The following is a 16108-nucleotide window of genomic DNA, read 5'->3' on the forward strand; positions in this document are numbered from 1 at the left end:
GTTGTCGCTCTAGCGACCACAGACCTTCTAGATCCCGGCGGTCCTGTCAGGCACGGCCCGCTATCGTGCGGTACGTGGGCGGGATGTTGCGGATCGGCGCGTGCCAGACGCCGGAACTGCTCGGCGACATCGACGCGGCCGTCGCCTGCATCGCCGCCTTCGCGACCCGCGACGACGCGCGCGACCTCGACCTGCTGCTGTTCCCGGAGGGATTCCTGCAGGGATACCTGGTGGAGCCGGGGCACCTGAACAGGCACGCGCTGAGCCTCGGCTCGCCGGGGTTCGCCGCCGTGCTGCGACGGCTGCGCCCGGTGCGGCAGACGCTGGTGTTCGGCCTGATCGAGAGCGACGGCGACGCGCTGTACAACTCGGCAGTGGTGGTCACCGGCGGTGAACTCGCCGGCGTCTACCGCAAGACCCATCTCACCGACGGTGAGCGGTACTTCGACAGCGGCGGGTCGTATCCGACGTTCGTCCGCAACGGCGTCCGGTTCGGCATCAACATCTGCTACGACACCCGGTTCCCCGAAGCCGCCGCCGCGGTAGCGGGGCAGGGCGCGCGGGTGCTGCTGGTGCCGGCGCAGAACATGATGCGGCGGCCGGCCGCGTGGGAGTGGCGCGACCGGCACCATGAGATCAGGGCGGCTCGGGCCCGGGAGACCCGGATGTGGCTGATCTCCGCCGACGTGACCGGAGAGCGCGACGAGCTGCGGATCGGCTACGGCCCGACCAGCGTGCTGAACCCCGCGGGACAGGTCGTCGCGCAGGTCCCCCTCGGCACGACGGGCATGGTGACGGCGACCGTCAGCTGATCTGCTCGACGGCCGGGGCGCGCCGAATTCTGCGGGCCAGTTCGCCCAGGCCTATCAGCAGCAGGCCGAGCAGGAAGAACAACACGGAGAAGACCAGGGCGTTGACCGCGACCGCGCCGTAGCCCAGCGCCGCCACGTCGATGAAGGGGTACGGGTACCGTCCCGTGAGCGCGCCGCGTACCAGTGCGAACGCCAGGTAGGCCAGGGGGTAGGCGAGCCAGGCCCCGGCGTGCCACCAGCGCACCCGGTCGCAGTGAACAGTCCCCCGCCACGAGCCTGTTGCGTTCGGACGGTCGGGGGTATTTCATGGCGTCCGGCGATCGAAAGATCGGCATGGTCACGCCTTGGAGGACGCGATGCTCGCACGGCTCGGTCGGCTCACGGCCCGGGGGCGGTACGCCGTGATCGCGGTCTGGGCCGGGATCGCCCTGTGCGGTGCGGTCTTCGGCGGCACGGTCTACGACCGGACGGAGCCACTGGACGACCTGCGCCCCGGCGCGCCCTCGACCGTCGCGCAGGCCCGCCTGGACGCGTTGACGCCGACCGGCGAGCAGGTGGTGGCGGTGCTGTCGGGGCGCAACTTCTTCGCCACGGACCTGGTCAACCAGGCCACTCGGGTCATGTTCGAGATCCGGGCGATCCCGGGCGTCGCCAAGGTCACCGATCCGTGGACGGCGGGCTCGTCGCAGATCACGCCCGACTACCAGCGCAGTATGGTCGTGGTCGAGCTGTCGCCTGAGCTGAGCGACGACGAGGCGCTCGCTGCCGCGGACAAGGTGCGTGCCGCGCTGCACCGGATGGACATGCCGGAGGTGCTGGTCGGCGGCAAACTGCTGGCCGAGCGCGACTTCGGCGACCAGGCGATCGCCGACGCCGCGCTCGGCGAGTCGGTGGCGCTGGTGGTGCTGTGCGGGGCGCTGGTCGTCATGCTCGGCGGCCTGGCCTCGGGCAGCCTGCCGCTGGGCGCGGCGCTGGCCACGGTCGCCGCGACCCTGCTCGCCCTGACCGGGCTGGCCGGGATGACCGGCGTCAGCGAGTACACGGTCAACGTGGTCACGCTGCTCGGTCTGGGCCTGGCCGTCGACTACAGCCTGCTGATCGTGGCCCGGTTCCGCGAGGAGCGCGCCGCCGACCCGCGTGCGCCGATCCCCGACCTGCTGGCGCGGACGGTGGCCACCGCCGGGCGGGCCGTGCTGGTGTCCGGGCTGGCGGTCGGGGTCGCGCTGTCGGGCCTGTTCGTGTTCGCCGATCCGCTGCTGGCCGCGATGGCGCTGGGCGGTGCGCTGGTCGTGCTGCTGGCGACCGCGACCGGCCTGACGCTGGTGCCCGCGCTGATCGCGGTCGCGCACCGGCGCATCCCCGCGCCGGGCACCCGGACCTGGGTGTGGCGGCGTCCCGCCCGGCGCGGCCCCGGGCTGCTGGCCCGCTCGGCGGCGTTCGCACAGCGCCGCCCCGCCGCGGTCGCGCTCGCGGTCAGCGCCGCCCTGCTCACGCTGGGCGTGCCGCTGCTGCACGTGAACCTGGCCGACTCCGACGCCCGTTCACTGCCCGCGAGCAGCGAGTCCCGGCAGGCGTATGAGGCGTACGAGCGCCACTTCGCCGCGAAGTATCCCCAGCCGGTGCCCGTGGTGATCGAGGCCGGGGCAGCCGATCCGGCGGTGCGGTCGCTGCTGGCCCGGATCCGCGCCCTGCCCGGCGTGACCGATGTGGACCTGCGGGAGAACGTGCCGCCGCAGGCCGTCGTCGCCGAGGTGGAGCTGCCCGGCCCGGCCGCGGGCGAGCGCACCCAGCAGCTGGTACGCGACCTGCGCGCGCTCGACACCACGGTGCCGGTGCTGGTGGCCGGTCCCGCCGCGCAGCTCGTCGACGCGAAGGACGCCACGGGCGACCGGCTGCCCGTCGCGCTGGCAGTCGTCGTGGCCGCCACGTTCCTGCTGCTGTTCCTGCTCACCGGTTCGCTGGTGGTGCCGGTGAAGGCGCTGCTGATGAACCTGCTGACGATGGTCGCCACGCTCGGCGTGCTGGTCGCGGTGTTCCAGTGGGGCTGGGGGTCGGGCCTGCTCGGCTTCACGCCCTGGGGTGCCCTGGACCTGACGACGCCGCTGCTGCTGTTCGTGTTCATCTTCGGCCTGTCCATGGACTACGAGGTGTTCCTGCTGGCCCGGATCAGGGAGGAGTGGGCGCGCCGTGGCGGCGACTCGCGTGCCGCCGGCGACCGGGCCGTGCTCGCCGGGATCACCGCCACCGGCCCGGTGGTCACCGCTGCCGCGGTGTCGATCGGCATCGTGTTCCTCGGCTTCGCGCTGGGCGAGCTGATCGCGGTCAAGGAGATCGGCGTCGGCATGGCCGTCGCGGTGCTGCTGGACGTGACCGTGGTCCGCGGGCTGCTGCTGCCCGCCGTGATGTCCCTGCTCGGCCGCGCCAACTGGTGGCCCGCCCGCGGCACCGCGCTGCCGACCGGCACCGCGCCGCCGACCACTCCCACGACGGCCCCGCCGACTCCTCCCCGCCCCCGCCGCACCCAATCCGCGAAGGCGGCCGCCACCGCCCGCCCACCCCACCCCTGACGAAGGCGACCGCCACCGCCATCCACCCCGCCGCCCCGCCGGCCGACGTTGGCCTATCACATCGACTGGGCGCAGATCAAATTCGATGAGATAGGCCAACGTCGACACAAGTCGCCTCCGGCGCGGCGGGGTCGGCGACCACGTTAGGGTGCCGTGTGCCGATCCCCCACCCCGACGCCGCGTTGCTGCGCGCCCTGCTCGTCCACCACGAGGACGCGTCGGGCGCCTGGCCGGCGCTGCTGTGGCGGGCCGGCGACGGCTGGCAGATGATCTCCAGTGCGGTGCTCGGCGGCGGCACGGGCCCCCGGGCGTGGGTGCTCAACGCCCAGGTCGGCCACGGATACACCCGCCTGGACCCGGACCGGCACCTGGCCGAGATCGCCCAGCGGCACGGCATGACCGGCCGCGGCGTGGGGTTGATGACGGCCGCCCGCGTGACCGAGGGCGCCTTCGCCACCGTCGGCGGCGTCGAGGCACTGGTCACGGCCGGGATCGGCGTGTGCGGGTGGGCCGCGGACCCAACGGTGACCACACAAGCCGCAGCGTCCACCACACACCGGACCATCGCACCCGCGGCGACCGAGCCGACGGCGGGCCAGCCCGCGCCGGGCAGGGCCGCGCCCGTCCCGGGCACCGTCAACATCGTCGTCGCGCTGCCGGTGGCCCTGTCACCCGGCGCGATGGTCAACGCGGTGGCCACCGCGACCGAGGCGAAGGTGCAGGCGCTGCTCGACGCCGGGTTCGACGCCTCGGGCACGCCCACCGACGCGGTGTGCGTGGCCGCACGGGAGGCGGGCGAGGAGGTCCTGTTCTGCGGGCCGCGCTCGGAGTGGGGATCGCGGCTGGCGCGAGCAGTGCATACGGCCACATTGGAGGCCGCTCTGCGATACCGCGCCCGGCGACTTTCGTAGAGACGGCAAGAACTTTTGCAGTACTGATCGAAAGATATGGACAGCGCGATCGAAAGCGTCTAATGTCTCGATCCACCCTCCGATGTTTCTGGTGTGTTAATCGTCGGCGTCGATGACCACCCGGGCACGGCCACCTCTCTCCTCCCCCAGGAGCAACGATGGGCAGACGACTGCTACGCCGAATTCGCGGTCCCGTGCTGGTATCCCTGGCGCTCGCCCTCGCGGGCGGGGTATGGGCAGCGCCCGCCGCGGCGATCCCGACCCAGGAACCCGGCGTCACCCTGCGCGTGTTCGACCTCCAGGTGCCGCTCAACGAGATCTGCGTCCTCAAGCCGGGCCAGACCCCGAACGTCGACAAGCTGATGCCGACGGTCAACTGGACCACCGCCGCCGACTTCGGGTTCGAGGACCTGTTCCTCGCCCAGGTGCTCGGCAACGTCAACATCACCACGGCCGGCGCGTACACCTTCCGGCTCACCAGCGACGACGGCTCCGAGCTGATGATCGACGGCGCGATGGTGGTCAACCACGACGGCCTGCACGGCGCGACCGCGATGGAGGGCACGGTCAACCTGACCACCGGCTACCACGCGCTGCGCATCGACTACTTCGAGCGCACCGGCGGCCAGCAGCTCACCCTGGAGTGGCGTACGCCGGGCTCGTCGACGTTCACGCTGGTGCCGAACTCGGCGCTGAGCACCGACGCGGGGGTGGTGCGGGTGACCGCGCCGGGCCGCAAGGAGTGCGAGGGCGTGGCCGACTCCCCCGGCGACGGCCTGCCGCTGACCGGCGTGCACCCCGGGTACACGCTGACCAACCTGCGGCCGGGCACGTTCCAGCCGAAGGTGACCGGCATGGACTGGCTGCCCGACGGGCGGCTGGTCATCTGCACCTGGGGCGGCACCGACCAGTCGGGCACGTCGCAGGCCGGTGAGGTCTTCGTGCTGGCCAACACCGGCGGGGCGACCAGCCCCGGCAACGTGACCACGAAGAAGATCGCCGGCAACCTCAAGGAGCCGATGGGCCTCAAGGTGGTCGACGGCGTCGTCTACGTCACCGAGAAGCAGCGGCTGACGCAGCTGCTCGACACCAACGGCGACGACGTGGCCGACCAGTACAACACCATCGCGACCTGGCCGTTCGGCGGCAACTTCCACGAGTTCGCGTTCGGCCTGCTGTACGCCGACGGGTCCTTCTACCTGAACCTGTCGGTGTCGATCAACTACGGCGGCGCGACCACCGTGCCGCAGCCCGCGACCAACCGCGGCACCACGATCAAGGTGAACAAGGCGACCGGCGCGGTGTCCTACATCGCGGGCGGCCTGCGCACCCCGCACGGCATCGGCTGGGGCCCGGAGAACGGCGTCTTCGTCACCGACAACCAGGGCGGCTGGCTGCCCTCGTCGAAGCTGCTGCACATCAAGCAGGGCCGGTTCTTCAACCACTACACCACCCCTGCGGGCCCGTTCGACACCGCGCCGGTGACCCCGCCGGTGCTGTGGATGCCGCAGAACGAGATCGCCAACTCGCCGAGCACCCCGATCCTGCTGCCCAGCGGCGTGTACGCCGGGCAGTTCGTGATCGGCGACGTGACCTACGGCGGCCTGCAGCGGGCGTTCGTGGAGAAGGTCAACGGGGAGTACCAGGGCGCGCTGTTCCGGATGACACAGGGCCTGGAGGCCGGTGTCTCCGAGGTCAACATCGGCCCCGACGGGGCGATCTACCTCGGCGGCCTCGGCGCGGGCGGCAACTGGGGCCAGTCCGGCAAGCTGACCTACGGCCTGCAGAAGCTGACCCCGAACAGCACGTCGGTCTTCGACATCCTGGCCGTGCGGGCCACCGGGGCCGGGTTCGAGATCGAGTACACCCAGCCCCTGTCGGCGGCGACCGCGGCGAGCCTGGCCTCGGCGTACAAGCTCAAGCAGTGGCGCTACCAGGCCACGGCCGACTACGGCGGCCCGAAGCTCGACGAGCAGACGCTGACCGTCACCTCGGCGACGCTGTCCGCCGACGGCAAGAAGGTCACCTTGGCGGTCGACGGCCGGCTGGCCGGGCGGGTCGTGCACATCCGCTCGCCGCGCCCGTTCACCTCCAGCACCGGCGCTTCGCTGTGGAGCACCGAGGCCTGGTACACCCTCAACGCCATCCCCGGCCAGACCCCGCCCCCGGCGGACGGGATCTACCAGGCCGAGTCGGCGGCCCGCACCGGCGGCGCGACGGTCGCCACCGACCACACCGGCTACACCGGCACCGGCTTCGTCGCCGGGTACGGCACGCTGGGCGCGACCACCACGTTCACGGTGACCGCGGGCACGGCCGGGACCTACCAGGCGGCGGTGCGCTACAGCAACGGGCCGAACCCGTTCGTCGGGCCGAAGACCGTCAGCCTGTACGTCAACGGCGTCAAGCAGCGCCAGGTGACCATGGGCAACACCGGCAACTGGGACACCTGGTCGACGATCACCGAGAGCGTCGTGCTCAACGCGGGCGCGAACACCATCGCGATCAAGTACGACAGCGGCGACACCGGGCACGTCAACCTCGACGCGCTCACGCTGACCGGCGGGGCCGGGCCGATCGTCGGCATCGGCGGCAAGTGCGTCGACGTCGACAACGCGGGCACCGCCAACGGCACGAAGATCCAGCTGTACACCTGCAACGGCTCGGCCGCGCAGCGCTGGAGCCGGGTCGGCAGCACCTACCAGGCGCTGGGCAAGTGCCTGGACGTCGACAACGCGGGCACCGCCAACGGCACCAAGGTGCAGCTGTGGAACTGCAACGGCACCGGCTCGCAGGTCTGGCAGCCGCAGCCGGACGGCACGATCCTCAACCCGCAGTCGGGCAAGGTGCTCGACGCGCTGTCGGGCAGCTCCGCCGACGGCACCCAGCTGCACATCTGGCAGCCCGCCGGGGTGCTCAGCCAGCGCTGGGCGGCGGCCGGCAGCGGCCAGCGCATCCAGCTGTTCGACGGCGACGACGTGGCCTCGTGGCAGAACTCCAGCGGCGGCGCGGCGACGTGGCCGTTCTCCGGCGGCTCGCTGGAGTCGCTGGGCGGCGACATCCGCTCCCGGCAGGCGTTCGGCGACTTCAAGCTGCACGTCGAGTGGTACGAGCCGCTCTACCCGGCCAACGTCACCGGCCAGCAGCGCGGCAACAGCGGCATCTACCTGCAGGACCGGTACGAGTTGCAGGTGCTGGACTCGTACGGCGACACCGCGCTGGACAACACCGAGGCGGGCGCGATCTACACCAAGGCGGCCGCCACCGTGAACGCGGCGGGCGCGCCGGAGACCTGGCAGTCGTACGACATCGTGTTCCGGGCCGCGCGGTTCGACGGCTCCGGCAACAAGATCGCCGACGCCCGGGTGACCGTGGTGTGGAACGGGTTCGTGGTGCACAACGACATCACGATCAACGGACCCACCGGTGCCGGTGCACCGGAGGGTGCGTCCGGTGGCCCGCTGCGGCTGCAGGACCACGGCGACGCGGGGGCGAACCCCCGGTTCCGCAACATCTGGCTCGAACCGCTGTAGCCACTACCGCAAATAGGACGAAAGCTGCGCCCCTGCTGCTACAACAGCAGGGGCGCAGCCCTGTGACCAGGCAAGAAATCTAATCTCGACTAATCCTACCGGCCTTGTATAGAATGAACTCCGTCGCCACCTCCGGCCCGAAAGGCGTACGCCATGAGTGACCTGACCCCGCAGCAGACCGCCACCGACTCCAACGCCGTCGCCCGCGCCCTGCGCGCCGCGCTCAACGAAGACTGGCTGGCCACCGCCGTCGGCCTGCTCCTGGTCGCGCTCGTGCTGACCGGCGTCATCCCGACGGGCCTGGTGCCCTGATGGTCGCCACCGAAGAGGACCTCGCGCCCGCGACCGCCGAGCGCACCGCCCGCACCTGGCCGTGGCTCATCCTCGGCGTGCTCATCGTGCTCGTCCTCGGTTCGGTGGCCCGCTACCTGGAGGACACCGTCCCGGCCGCGGCCAAGGGCACCAGCCTGGAGAAGTTCGCCGCCGCCGTCGAATACCCGATCTACGCGATCGCGCTCGGCCTGATCGGCAACGTGATCGTCTACTACGCCGGGCTGCGCGAGCGCATCGCCGACGCGGTGCGCACCGAGTTCTTCATCAAGACCGGCCTGGTGCTGCTCGGCGCGTCGATCAACCTCAGCCTGATCGTCAAGGCCGCCGGGCCGGCGATCCTGCAGGCCGTGCTGCTGATCAGCAGCGTCTTCCTGATCACCTGGTATCTCGGCGGCCTGCTCGGCCTCGACGAGAAGCTGCGCGCCCTGCTGTCGGCCGCCGTGTCCATCTGCGGCGTCAGCGCCGCGATCGCCGCCGCCGGAGCCGTGCGGGCCAAGCGCGAGCAGCTCGCGTACGCGGCGAGCCTGGTCATCATCTTCGCGCTGCCCTCGATCTTCCTGCTGCCGTGGCTCGCCGAGGTGTTCGGACTCAGCCCCGCCGTCGCCGGAGCCTGGATCGGCGGCAACATCGACACCACCGCCGCGGTCACCGCCGCCGGAGCGATCGCGGGCGAGCAGACCCTGCAGATCGCCACCATCGTCAAGGCCACCCAGAACGCGCTGATCGGCATCGTCGCGGTCGCGCTGACGGCCTACTTCGCGTTCAAGGTCGAGAAGGACGCCGACGCGCAGCGCCCCGGCCTGCGCCAGCTGTGGGACCGTTTCCCCAAGTTCGTGCTCGGCTTCATCGCCGCCTCCGCCATCGGCACCTGGTACGCCGGCACCGTCAGCGCGGCCGAGGCCAAGGCCCACATCGGGGTCATCAACGACCTGCGCACCTGGTTCCTGATCCTCGCCTTCGTCAGCATCGGCCTGCAGCTGCGCGTCAGCGCCCTGCGCGAGGCGGGCTGGCGGCCGGTCGCCGTGTTCGGCGGCGCGACCCTGGCCAACCTCGCCATCGGCCTCGGCCTGGCGTCGATCCTGTTCGCGGGCTTCACCGCCTGACGACCCGAACTCCGCGCGCCGGTCGCTGGGCCACAGGACCGGCGCGCGGCCCATGTCCGCCAACCCGGCACCGGCGCGCGGCCCGGCCTCGACATCCCGTGCCGCACGCGGCCCTATCGTCGACGCCATGGACACACCCGCGCTGGTCGGCGCGTTCAACGACGCCTGGAACGACCACGACCTCGAAGCCGCGCTCGACCTGTGCACGGCCGACGTGGTGTTCGAGAGCACGAACCCCGCCCCGGACGGCCGCCGGCACGAGGGCCGCGACGAGGTACGCGAGGCGTGGCGGCCGGTGTTCGAGCAGCTCGAAGGGCGGTTCGACATCGAGGAGCTGACCGTCGCCGGTGACCTGGTGGTGCAGCGGTGGCGCTACGACTGGGGCGCCGGCCACGTGCGCGGCGTCGACGTCATCCGGGTCCGCGACGGCCGGATCGCCGAGAAGTTCTCCTACGTCAAGGGCTGACCGGGCCGTCCGCGGGCGGGCTCACCCGCGGCCGGCCCGACGCCTGCTCAGCCGAGCGGGGCGTCCACCTCTGCCGGGTTCATGGTCGCGGGCGGCGTACGCGGCTCCGGGTCCACGGCCCGCAGCAGCTTCGTCGGCTGCGGCACCGGCTCGCGCAGCGGAGGCGGCGGCAGTGCCACCGGCGACTCCGGTGCCGCCTGACCCGCCACGACCGGTGGTGCGACCGGGACGTTGCCGTCCGATGCCGACGGCCCCACGGACGGCGAGGCGGACGGCGTGACCGAAGGAGCCGCGGACGGGGTCGAGGGCGGTGGTGCCAGGCCCGGCTGGGCCGCCGCAGTCGCACTGGGCTGTGCCGTGATGCCGGGCTGCGCCGTCGTGCTCGGCTGTGCGGTCGCGCTGGGCTGCGGCGTCGTGCCTGCCGCCGGCGGACCGGCGCTCGGGCTCGCCGAAGGCGTGACACCGGGCGAGACCACCGGGGCGACCACCGGCTGCGCCGAAGCGGACGCGCTCGGCGAGGCCGACACCGACGCGCCAGGCAGGGGCGATACCGACGGGCTCGTGGACGCCGACGGGCTCGGCTTCGCAGACGCCGAGGGCGATGGGCTGGGCTTCGCCGAGGGCGACGGCGACGGGCTCGGTTTCGCCGACGGGCTCGGGGCCAGGTCGGCATCGTCGTCGGAGCAGCCGCCGCAGCTGTAGTACAGGATGTCCCAGTGGTTGCCCTCGTCGGTGTAGACGTTCCCGGACGGGGCCTTGTACTGGTAACCCCAGCCCTTGATGTAGCCGACGTAGCGGAAGTACCGCTTGATGTAGCGGCCGACGCAGTCGTACTTGCTGATGTCGATCTTCCAGCCGTTCCAGTGGGTGTACGTGCCGGAGCCGTGGCCGGTCTCGGTGCCGCCGGTGACCCGCAGGTCGCACTTGCTTGCCTTGCGCAGGGTGAGCAGGCCGTCGACGGTGCTGCGGCGGATGCGCTCGAACGAGGTGCAGTTCGGGTTGTCGCGGTCGGAGCACTTGCCGCTGGACCAGATCGAGATCCCGGCGTCGCGGAAGATGTCGACGGTGGTGCGGTGGCTCAGGTAGGCGGCGGCCTGCGCACTGACGCCGGGCCAGCCGAGGACGAGGACGGTGGCCGTGGTCAGCAACAAGAGACCACGTCGCACGGTGCGGCGCATGGGTTCTCCACTGCTAGGGGAAGGTCGGGCTGCCCTGACGCTACCGACAAACAGCGTAAACCGGACAAGAATTCGCAAAATTGCCGAAATGCCCCATTGGCCCAGTCACCACTGTCGTCGGCACCCGCAAGATCTGTTTTTGTGGACGCTGGGTGCCGTTATAGGGGCAGCTGGCGTCCGCAAAAACAGATCTTCATCCGCAACCGGACGGTGCCGGCGGCATGCGGGGCGCAGGCGCGACGGCGCTCCCCTCAGCCGCCGAGCACTCGGCGCACCGACGCCGCAGCGGCCTCATGCGCGACCCGGTCGAGCCTGGGCGCATCGGCCCGCACCTGACCCGCACCGCCGACCAGCGGGCCGCCCGGGTGGAACGGGGCAAGGTTGAAGTGCAGGTGCGGCACCCGGTCGCCGAAGACGGACACGTAGACCTTGTCCGCTCCGGTCGCCTCGCGCACCGCCGAGGTGGCGCGGGCCAGCACCGGCCCGAGCGTCGCCGCCTCAGGCCCGGCCAGGTCCGTGATGTACGGGATGTGCCTACGCGGCTCCAGGTGCGCGAACCCCGCGACCGCGCCCCGGAGCACCACCGACAGCCGCCAGTGCTCGTCCTCCCACACCCGCCGCCGCTGGAACACCTCGTCCGCCTCGGTGACCCGGCACAGCAGGCAGTCCTCCTCGACGGCTGCGCGCGCAGCGGAGTCATCCGACATGCCGCCATTGTGCGCCCAGCGCAGGCCGCCCGCGGACGTGGTCACGGGGCCGGCGGCAGGGTCGTCCAGGCTCCCGCGCGGGAGGTGAGCATGGTGAGCGCGTCGGAGGCCAGGCCCGCGTGGTCGTCGGCGGTCAGGTTGAACACGCCGGTGACGCCGACGCAGCAGGCGCGTTCGAGCTGGTCGCGCGCGGCCATCTTGTCGCGGTGGCCGAGGAACGCCTGGTGCAGCAGGGTCACCGCGTCGGCGGCGTACCCGGCGGGCGGGGCGGGCGCGGTGCCCAGTTCGGTAGCGAACCGGCGCACGCTCGACCAGTTCGCCAGCGCCTCCGGAGCCTCGGCGGCCACCGGCAGCCACGGGCTCACGGCCCGCACCCCCGCCGCCGCCTCGCCCGCGAGCTGGTGGAACGTCGCCGACGCGGCGTCCGGTGTGGACAGCACGGGTCCGGTCCACCCGGCGGTCTTCGCGGCTGCGGCGGCCGCAGCGGCCAGGGGCGCGGGCAGGTCCAGCAGCAGCGCTTCGGGCGTCGCCGCCAGTAGGGCCTTCACCTTGTCCGCGAGGCCCGTGCCGTCGAGCGGCAGCGTCTCGGTGGCCGCGATGCGCGCGCCCTGCCCGGCCGCCTCGGCGGCGAGCGCCTCCCGCAGTGCCGGGGTGTCGCGCACGTCGAGGCGGAGCACCCCGGCGGTGCGCTGGCCGCCTGCCGTCATCGCGGCGAGCAGCGCCCGGTGCACCTGCGTGTCGGTGGGCGCGCTGCGGAAGGCATACGGCGACGTCGGGGCAGGCCCGGTGGCCGGGAGCACGAGCGGCGTGCAGGCGGCCTGTGCGGTTCCGGTGACGGCGTCGTCGAGCCAGCCGGCGGGCGGTCCGACGATGGCGTGCACGCCCCGGTCGAGCAGCCGGGACACGGCTTCGCGGGCGGTCGCCGGGGTGTCGCCGACGTCCTGGAGCAGCAGTTCCAGCTGCGCGGCGGGGTGGGTGCCGCCGTGCCCGGCCGCGCCGTTGAGCCCGTCGGCCCGCCGCTGCACACCGAGCAGGTGCTGGCGGCCGTACTCGACGAGGACACCGGTGCGCGCGGCCAGCACGCCGACACGCAGCGGGGGTTCGGCGGCGGCCGACCGGTGTGCGGGCAGCAGCGGCGCGGCGGCCAGGCCCAGCCCGGCGGCGAGCACGGATCTGCGGGTCAGCTGACGGGACATGGCGTACCTCCGCGCACTGGGTCGTTGCCGTGGATGATCCATCGAACCGCACAGGCGAAACATCCGATTTGTCCATTTGGCGACACTGCGATCACACCCGGGAAGCACCGACGCACCCGACCGTGGCAGCCTGTACGGGTGATCAAAGCGGTGGTGTTCGACTGCGACGGCGTGCTGGTGGACTCGGAGATCATCAACAACGCGGTCTTCGCGGAACTGGTCACCCGGGCGGGCCTGCCCACGACCCTGGAGCAGAGCATCGAGCGCTACATGGGCCGCGCCACCGTCGAATGCGTCGCCGACGTCGAGCGCGAACTCGGCCGCCCGCTCGGCTTCGACCTGCCCGCCGAGTACGAGCGCGAGGTGCTGGCCCGCCAGCACGCCGAGCTGACCGCCGTCGACGGCGTACGCGAACTGCTGGACCTGCTGCGCGCGGCGGCGGTGCCGGTGTGCGTGGCGTCCAGCGGCACGCCGCCGGAGATCGCCTTCCGGCTGCGGGTCACCGGGCTGGCCGGCTACTTCGGCGAGCACCTCTACAGCGCGTCGATGGTGGCCTGGGGCAAGCCCGAGCCCGACCTGTTCCTGCTGGCCGCCGACCGGATCGGGGTCGACCCGGCGGACTGCGTGCTGATCGAGGACAGCCCGTTCGGGGTGCGCGGCGGCCGGGCGGCGGGCATGACCGTGATCGGGCTCGCCGCGCTGGCCTCCCCGGACACGCTGCGCGTCGCCGGGGCCGAGCACGTGGTCACCGCGATGGCGCAGGTCCCGCCGCTGCTCGGCCTCGGCTGAGGGCTCACAGCTGCTTCAGCCGGCCCACCACGTGCTCGCCGAGCCCGTCCAGGAAGGCCACCGGCTCGGCCGTGTACGGCATCACGTGCACCTGCGTGACGCCCAGCTTCGCGTACGGCTCCAGCGACGCGACGAACTCGGCTCCGCCGGCCGCGTCCGGGGTGATCGGCGCAGACCAGGCGATCGTCTTGCGGATGCGGTCGTAGTCGGTGCCCTCGCGCTCGCAGTGCCGCTGGAGCACGTCGAGCTTCGCCGCGATCTCCTCCGGGGCGCTGCCCGGCCCGGCGAACAGGTTGCAGGCGTCGGCGTACTTCGCGACCAGGCGCAGCGTCTTCTTCTCGCCCCCGCCGCCGATCATGATGGGCGGGTGCGGGGCGGACAGCGCCTGCGGCGAGTTGACCGTCTCCGCGAGCCGATAGTGCCGACCCTCGAACGGGCCGTCGTCGTCGCTCCACATCTGGCGCACGATGCGCAGCGTCTCCTCCAGCCGCTCGAACCGCTCGGCGACCGGCGGGAAGGGCACCCCGTAGGCGGCGTGCTCACGGTCGTACCAGGCCGCGCCGATGCCGAGCACGGCCCGCCCGCCGGACAGCACGTCCAGCGTGGTCACGATCTTCGCGAGCAGCCCCGGGTGGCGGTACGTCACGCCGGTGACCAGCAGTTGCAGCGTGGTGGTGCGGGTGCTGGCGGCCAGGAAGCCCAGCGTGGTGTACCCCTCCAGCATGGGCATCAGCGGACCGCCCAGGTCCATGCCCTCCATCTGCAGGTAGTGGTCCATCACCGACAGGTTGGCCACCCCGGCGTCCTCGGCCGCCCGGCCCGCCGCGGCCAGCGTCGGGCCGATCGCCGCCGTCCCGCCCGGGAACGTGAAGCTGACCAGGTGCACTCCGAGATCCATGGCGATCCTCCTGCCGACGGCCGCCCGGCCCGCCACCCCGCGGCACCACGCGAACATGCGCGAAAGCACCATCCTATGTCCGCTCCGACGGCATCGCACGAAGATCACTCATGGCCGGTACGGCGCGGCCGGTGGCACAATCGCCCGGTGCATCTCGACGACGTGTGGCTGCGCTACCGCCGCGGTGGCCCATGGGTCCTGCGCAACGTCACGGCCCGGGTGGAGCCCGGCGGCATCGTGGTGGTGCTCGGCCGCAACGGCGCCGGCAAGTCCACACTGCTCCAGCTCATCGCAGGGGTGCTGCGCCCGGCCAAGGGCCACGTGCGCGGCCGTCCCACCGTGGTGGGCTGGGTCCCGGAGCGCTTCCCCGCCGGCCAGCCGAGCACCGTCGACGGCTACCTGCGCGCCATGGCCGCGGTGCGCGGGCTCGGCCCGGCAGCGGCCGGGCGGGCCGTCGACGAGTGGGTCCAGCGGCTCGGGCTCGGCGAGTTCCGCGACGTCAAACTGCCCGAGCTGTCCAAGGGCACCGCGCAGAAGGTCGGCCTGGCGCAGGCCCTGCTCGCCCCGCCGGACCTGCTGATCCTCGACGAGCCGTGGGAGGGCCTGGACGCCGCGACCCGCGACCTGGTCCCCGGGATCGTGCTGGAGGTCGCCGCGCGCGGCGGGTCGGTGCTGGTCAGCGACCACCGCGGGGAGACCGTGCGGCTGCCCGGCGCGGCCATGTGGACCGTCGCCGACGGCACACTGAGCACCGCCGCCGCCGACACCGGCCCGCGCTGCGTCGTGGAGGTGGCGGTCAGCGCCGCCGACCTGGCCGGCGCCGTCGCGCGCCTGCGCGAGCAGGGCCACCACGTGCTGCGGGTACGCGAGGAGGTCGGCTCGTGATCGCACTGGCCAGGATGCGGCTGCACGGCTTCGTCCGCACCGGCCGGGCCGTCGCGCCCCTGATCGCCGCCCTCGCCGCGCTGTCGATCCTCTACGGCGGCGGGCGGGCCGAGCCCGGTGAGGCGTACGGCGTCTCCGCCCTGGTCGCCTTCCCCGTGCTGGCCTGGCAGACGAAGATCCTGCTGGACGTCGAGCCGGACGTGCAGCGCCGACTGGCCCGCGTCGCCCTCGGCTCCGCCGCGCGCGAGACCGTCGCCGGGCTGCTGGCCGCCGCCGTGGCCGGGCTCGGCACCATCGCCGTCGCGCTCGCCGCGCCCTGGGTGTTCCAGTCCGTCAAGGTCGACCCCGGCGGCTCCGTCGGTCGCGCCGTCCTCATCGGACTCGGCGTGCACCTGCTGGCGCTGGGACCGGCCGTGGCCCTGGGCGCGCTGGCGAGCCGGGCGGTCACCCGTACCGCCGGAACGGGCGCGGCGGTCCTGGTCACCGGCTCCGTCCTGGCCGTCGTCCTGGGCCTGCACGGCTCCCCCGTCCCCTGGCTGGTGCCGCCGCTGATGGCCGCCGCCCGCTACACCGCCTCCGGCGGCCCCACCCGCACCGCCCTCACCCTCACCACCCACGCCCTCCTCTGGACCACCGCCACCGCCTACGCCTACACCCGCCTCCGCCACACCCGCCCCTGACCCCACCCTCGCTGCCGCAACTCTTAAAGAGTCGCGGCATCAGCCCGCCG

14 protein-coding genes and 1 pseudogene are annotated in these 16108 nt (G+C 72.7%); 10 read left to right on the plus strand and 5 right to left on the minus strand.

Features of this window, described 5'->3' with window-relative positions:
- Positions 1 to 83: 83 nt before the first annotated feature.
- The gene (locus ACFQO7_RS00965; RefSeq protein WP_376804701.1) at positions 84 to 812 is read left to right on the plus strand and encodes a carbon-nitrogen hydrolase family protein; all 729 of its coding nucleotides are present in this window, start codon (positions 84 to 86) and stop codon (positions 810 to 812) included.
- Here ACFQO7_RS00965 and ACFQO7_RS00970 read toward each other — a convergent pair.
- Positions 805 to 1071: pseudogene (locus tag ACFQO7_RS00970) on the minus strand (Pr6Pr family membrane protein); the annotation flags it as partial. The gene ACFQO7_RS00965 and the pseudogene ACFQO7_RS00970 sit on opposite strands and share 8 nt — an antisense overlap.
- A gap of 97 nt (positions 1072 to 1168) precedes the next feature.
- Here ACFQO7_RS00970 and ACFQO7_RS00975 point away from each other — a divergent pair.
- From ACFQO7_RS00975 to ACFQO7_RS01000, 6 genes are all read left to right on the plus strand, one after another.
- On the plus strand, positions 1169 to 3379 hold the full coding sequence (locus tag ACFQO7_RS00975) for an MMPL family transporter (RefSeq protein ID WP_376804535.1): 2211 nt from the start codon (positions 1169 to 1171) through the stop codon (positions 3377 to 3379).
- A gap of 155 nt (positions 3380 to 3534) precedes the next feature.
- Positions 3535 to 4290 carry an adenosylcobinamide amidohydrolase gene (locus tag ACFQO7_RS00980; protein ID WP_376804536.1) on the plus strand — a complete coding sequence of 252 codons (756 nt, stop codon included), beginning with the start codon at positions 3535 to 3537 and terminating at the stop codon, positions 4288 to 4290.
- Between the two features lie 158 nt (positions 4291 to 4448).
- Positions 4449 to 7823 carry a 3-keto-alpha-glucoside-1,2-lyase-like domain-containing protein gene (locus ACFQO7_RS00985; protein ID WP_376804537.1) on the plus strand — a complete coding sequence of 1125 codons (3375 nt, stop codon included), beginning with the start codon at positions 4449 to 4451 and terminating at the stop codon, positions 7821 to 7823.
- Positions 7824 to 7976: 153 nt separating this feature from the next.
- Positions 7977 to 8135, plus strand: a complete 159-nt coding sequence (locus ACFQO7_RS00990) for a hypothetical protein (protein WP_360536006.1) — start codon at positions 7977 to 7979, stop codon at positions 8133 to 8135.
- Complete coding sequence (locus ACFQO7_RS00995) at positions 8135 to 9259, plus strand: YeiH family protein (protein ID WP_376804538.1); 1125 nt, start codon at positions 8135 to 8137, stop codon at positions 9257 to 9259. The genes ACFQO7_RS00990 and ACFQO7_RS00995 overlap by 1 nt, the downstream gene beginning before the upstream one ends.
- 127 nt (positions 9260 to 9386) lie before the next feature.
- The gene (locus tag ACFQO7_RS01000) at positions 9387 to 9725 is read left to right on the plus strand and encodes a nuclear transport factor 2 family protein (RefSeq protein WP_376804539.1); all 339 of its coding nucleotides are present in this window, start codon (positions 9387 to 9389) and stop codon (positions 9723 to 9725) included.
- Positions 9726 to 9772: 47 nt separating this feature from the next.
- Here the strand turns inward: ACFQO7_RS01000 and ACFQO7_RS01005 are convergent, their stop codons facing one another.
- The 3 genes from ACFQO7_RS01005 to ACFQO7_RS01015 form a co-directional block, all read right to left on the minus strand.
- Positions 9773 to 10903 (minus strand): hypothetical protein, encoded by a 1131-nt coding sequence (locus ACFQO7_RS01005; protein WP_376804540.1) that lies wholly within the window; start codon positions 10901 to 10903, stop codon positions 9773 to 9775.
- A gap of 251 nt (positions 10904 to 11154) precedes the next feature.
- Positions 11155 to 11610 carry an HIT family protein gene (locus ACFQO7_RS01010; RefSeq protein ID WP_376804541.1) on the minus strand — a complete coding sequence of 152 codons (456 nt, stop codon included), beginning with the start codon at positions 11608 to 11610 and terminating at the stop codon, positions 11155 to 11157.
- Between the two features lie 41 nt (positions 11611 to 11651).
- The gene (locus tag ACFQO7_RS01015) at positions 11652 to 12806 is read right to left on the minus strand and encodes an ABC transporter substrate-binding protein (protein WP_376804542.1); all 1155 of its coding nucleotides are present in this window, start codon (positions 12804 to 12806) and stop codon (positions 11652 to 11654) included.
- A gap of 138 nt (positions 12807 to 12944) precedes the next feature.
- On the opposite strand from ACFQO7_RS01015, the gene ACFQO7_RS01020 reads away from it, so the two are divergent.
- Positions 12945 to 13595 (plus strand): HAD family hydrolase, encoded by a 651-nt coding sequence (locus ACFQO7_RS01020; RefSeq protein ID WP_376804543.1) that lies wholly within the window; start codon positions 12945 to 12947, stop codon positions 13593 to 13595.
- Positions 13596 to 13599: 4 nt separating this feature from the next.
- Here the strand turns inward: ACFQO7_RS01020 and ACFQO7_RS01025 are convergent, their stop codons facing one another.
- The gene (locus ACFQO7_RS01025) at positions 13600 to 14493 is read right to left on the minus strand and encodes an LLM class F420-dependent oxidoreductase (protein ID WP_376804544.1); all 894 of its coding nucleotides are present in this window, start codon (positions 14491 to 14493) and stop codon (positions 13600 to 13602) included.
- Between the two features lie 147 nt (positions 14494 to 14640).
- Here ACFQO7_RS01025 and ACFQO7_RS01030 point away from each other — a divergent pair, with 147 nt between their 5' ends.
- A complete protein-coding gene (locus tag ACFQO7_RS01030; protein WP_376804545.1) occupies positions 14641 to 15378 on the plus strand; it encodes an ATP-binding cassette domain-containing protein in 738 nt (245 codons plus the stop codon).
- Positions 15375 to 16058, plus strand: coding sequence for a hypothetical protein (locus ACFQO7_RS01035; RefSeq protein WP_376804546.1), 684 nt, complete (start codon positions 15375 to 15377; stop codon positions 16056 to 16058). The genes ACFQO7_RS01030 and ACFQO7_RS01035 overlap by 4 nt, the downstream gene beginning before the upstream one ends.
- Positions 16059 to 16108 lie beyond the last annotated feature (50 nt).

The organism is Catellatospora aurea (assembly GCF_042663325.1).
Classification (GTDB): Bacteria; Actinomycetota; Actinomycetes; order Mycobacteriales; family Micromonosporaceae; genus Catellatospora; species Catellatospora aurea.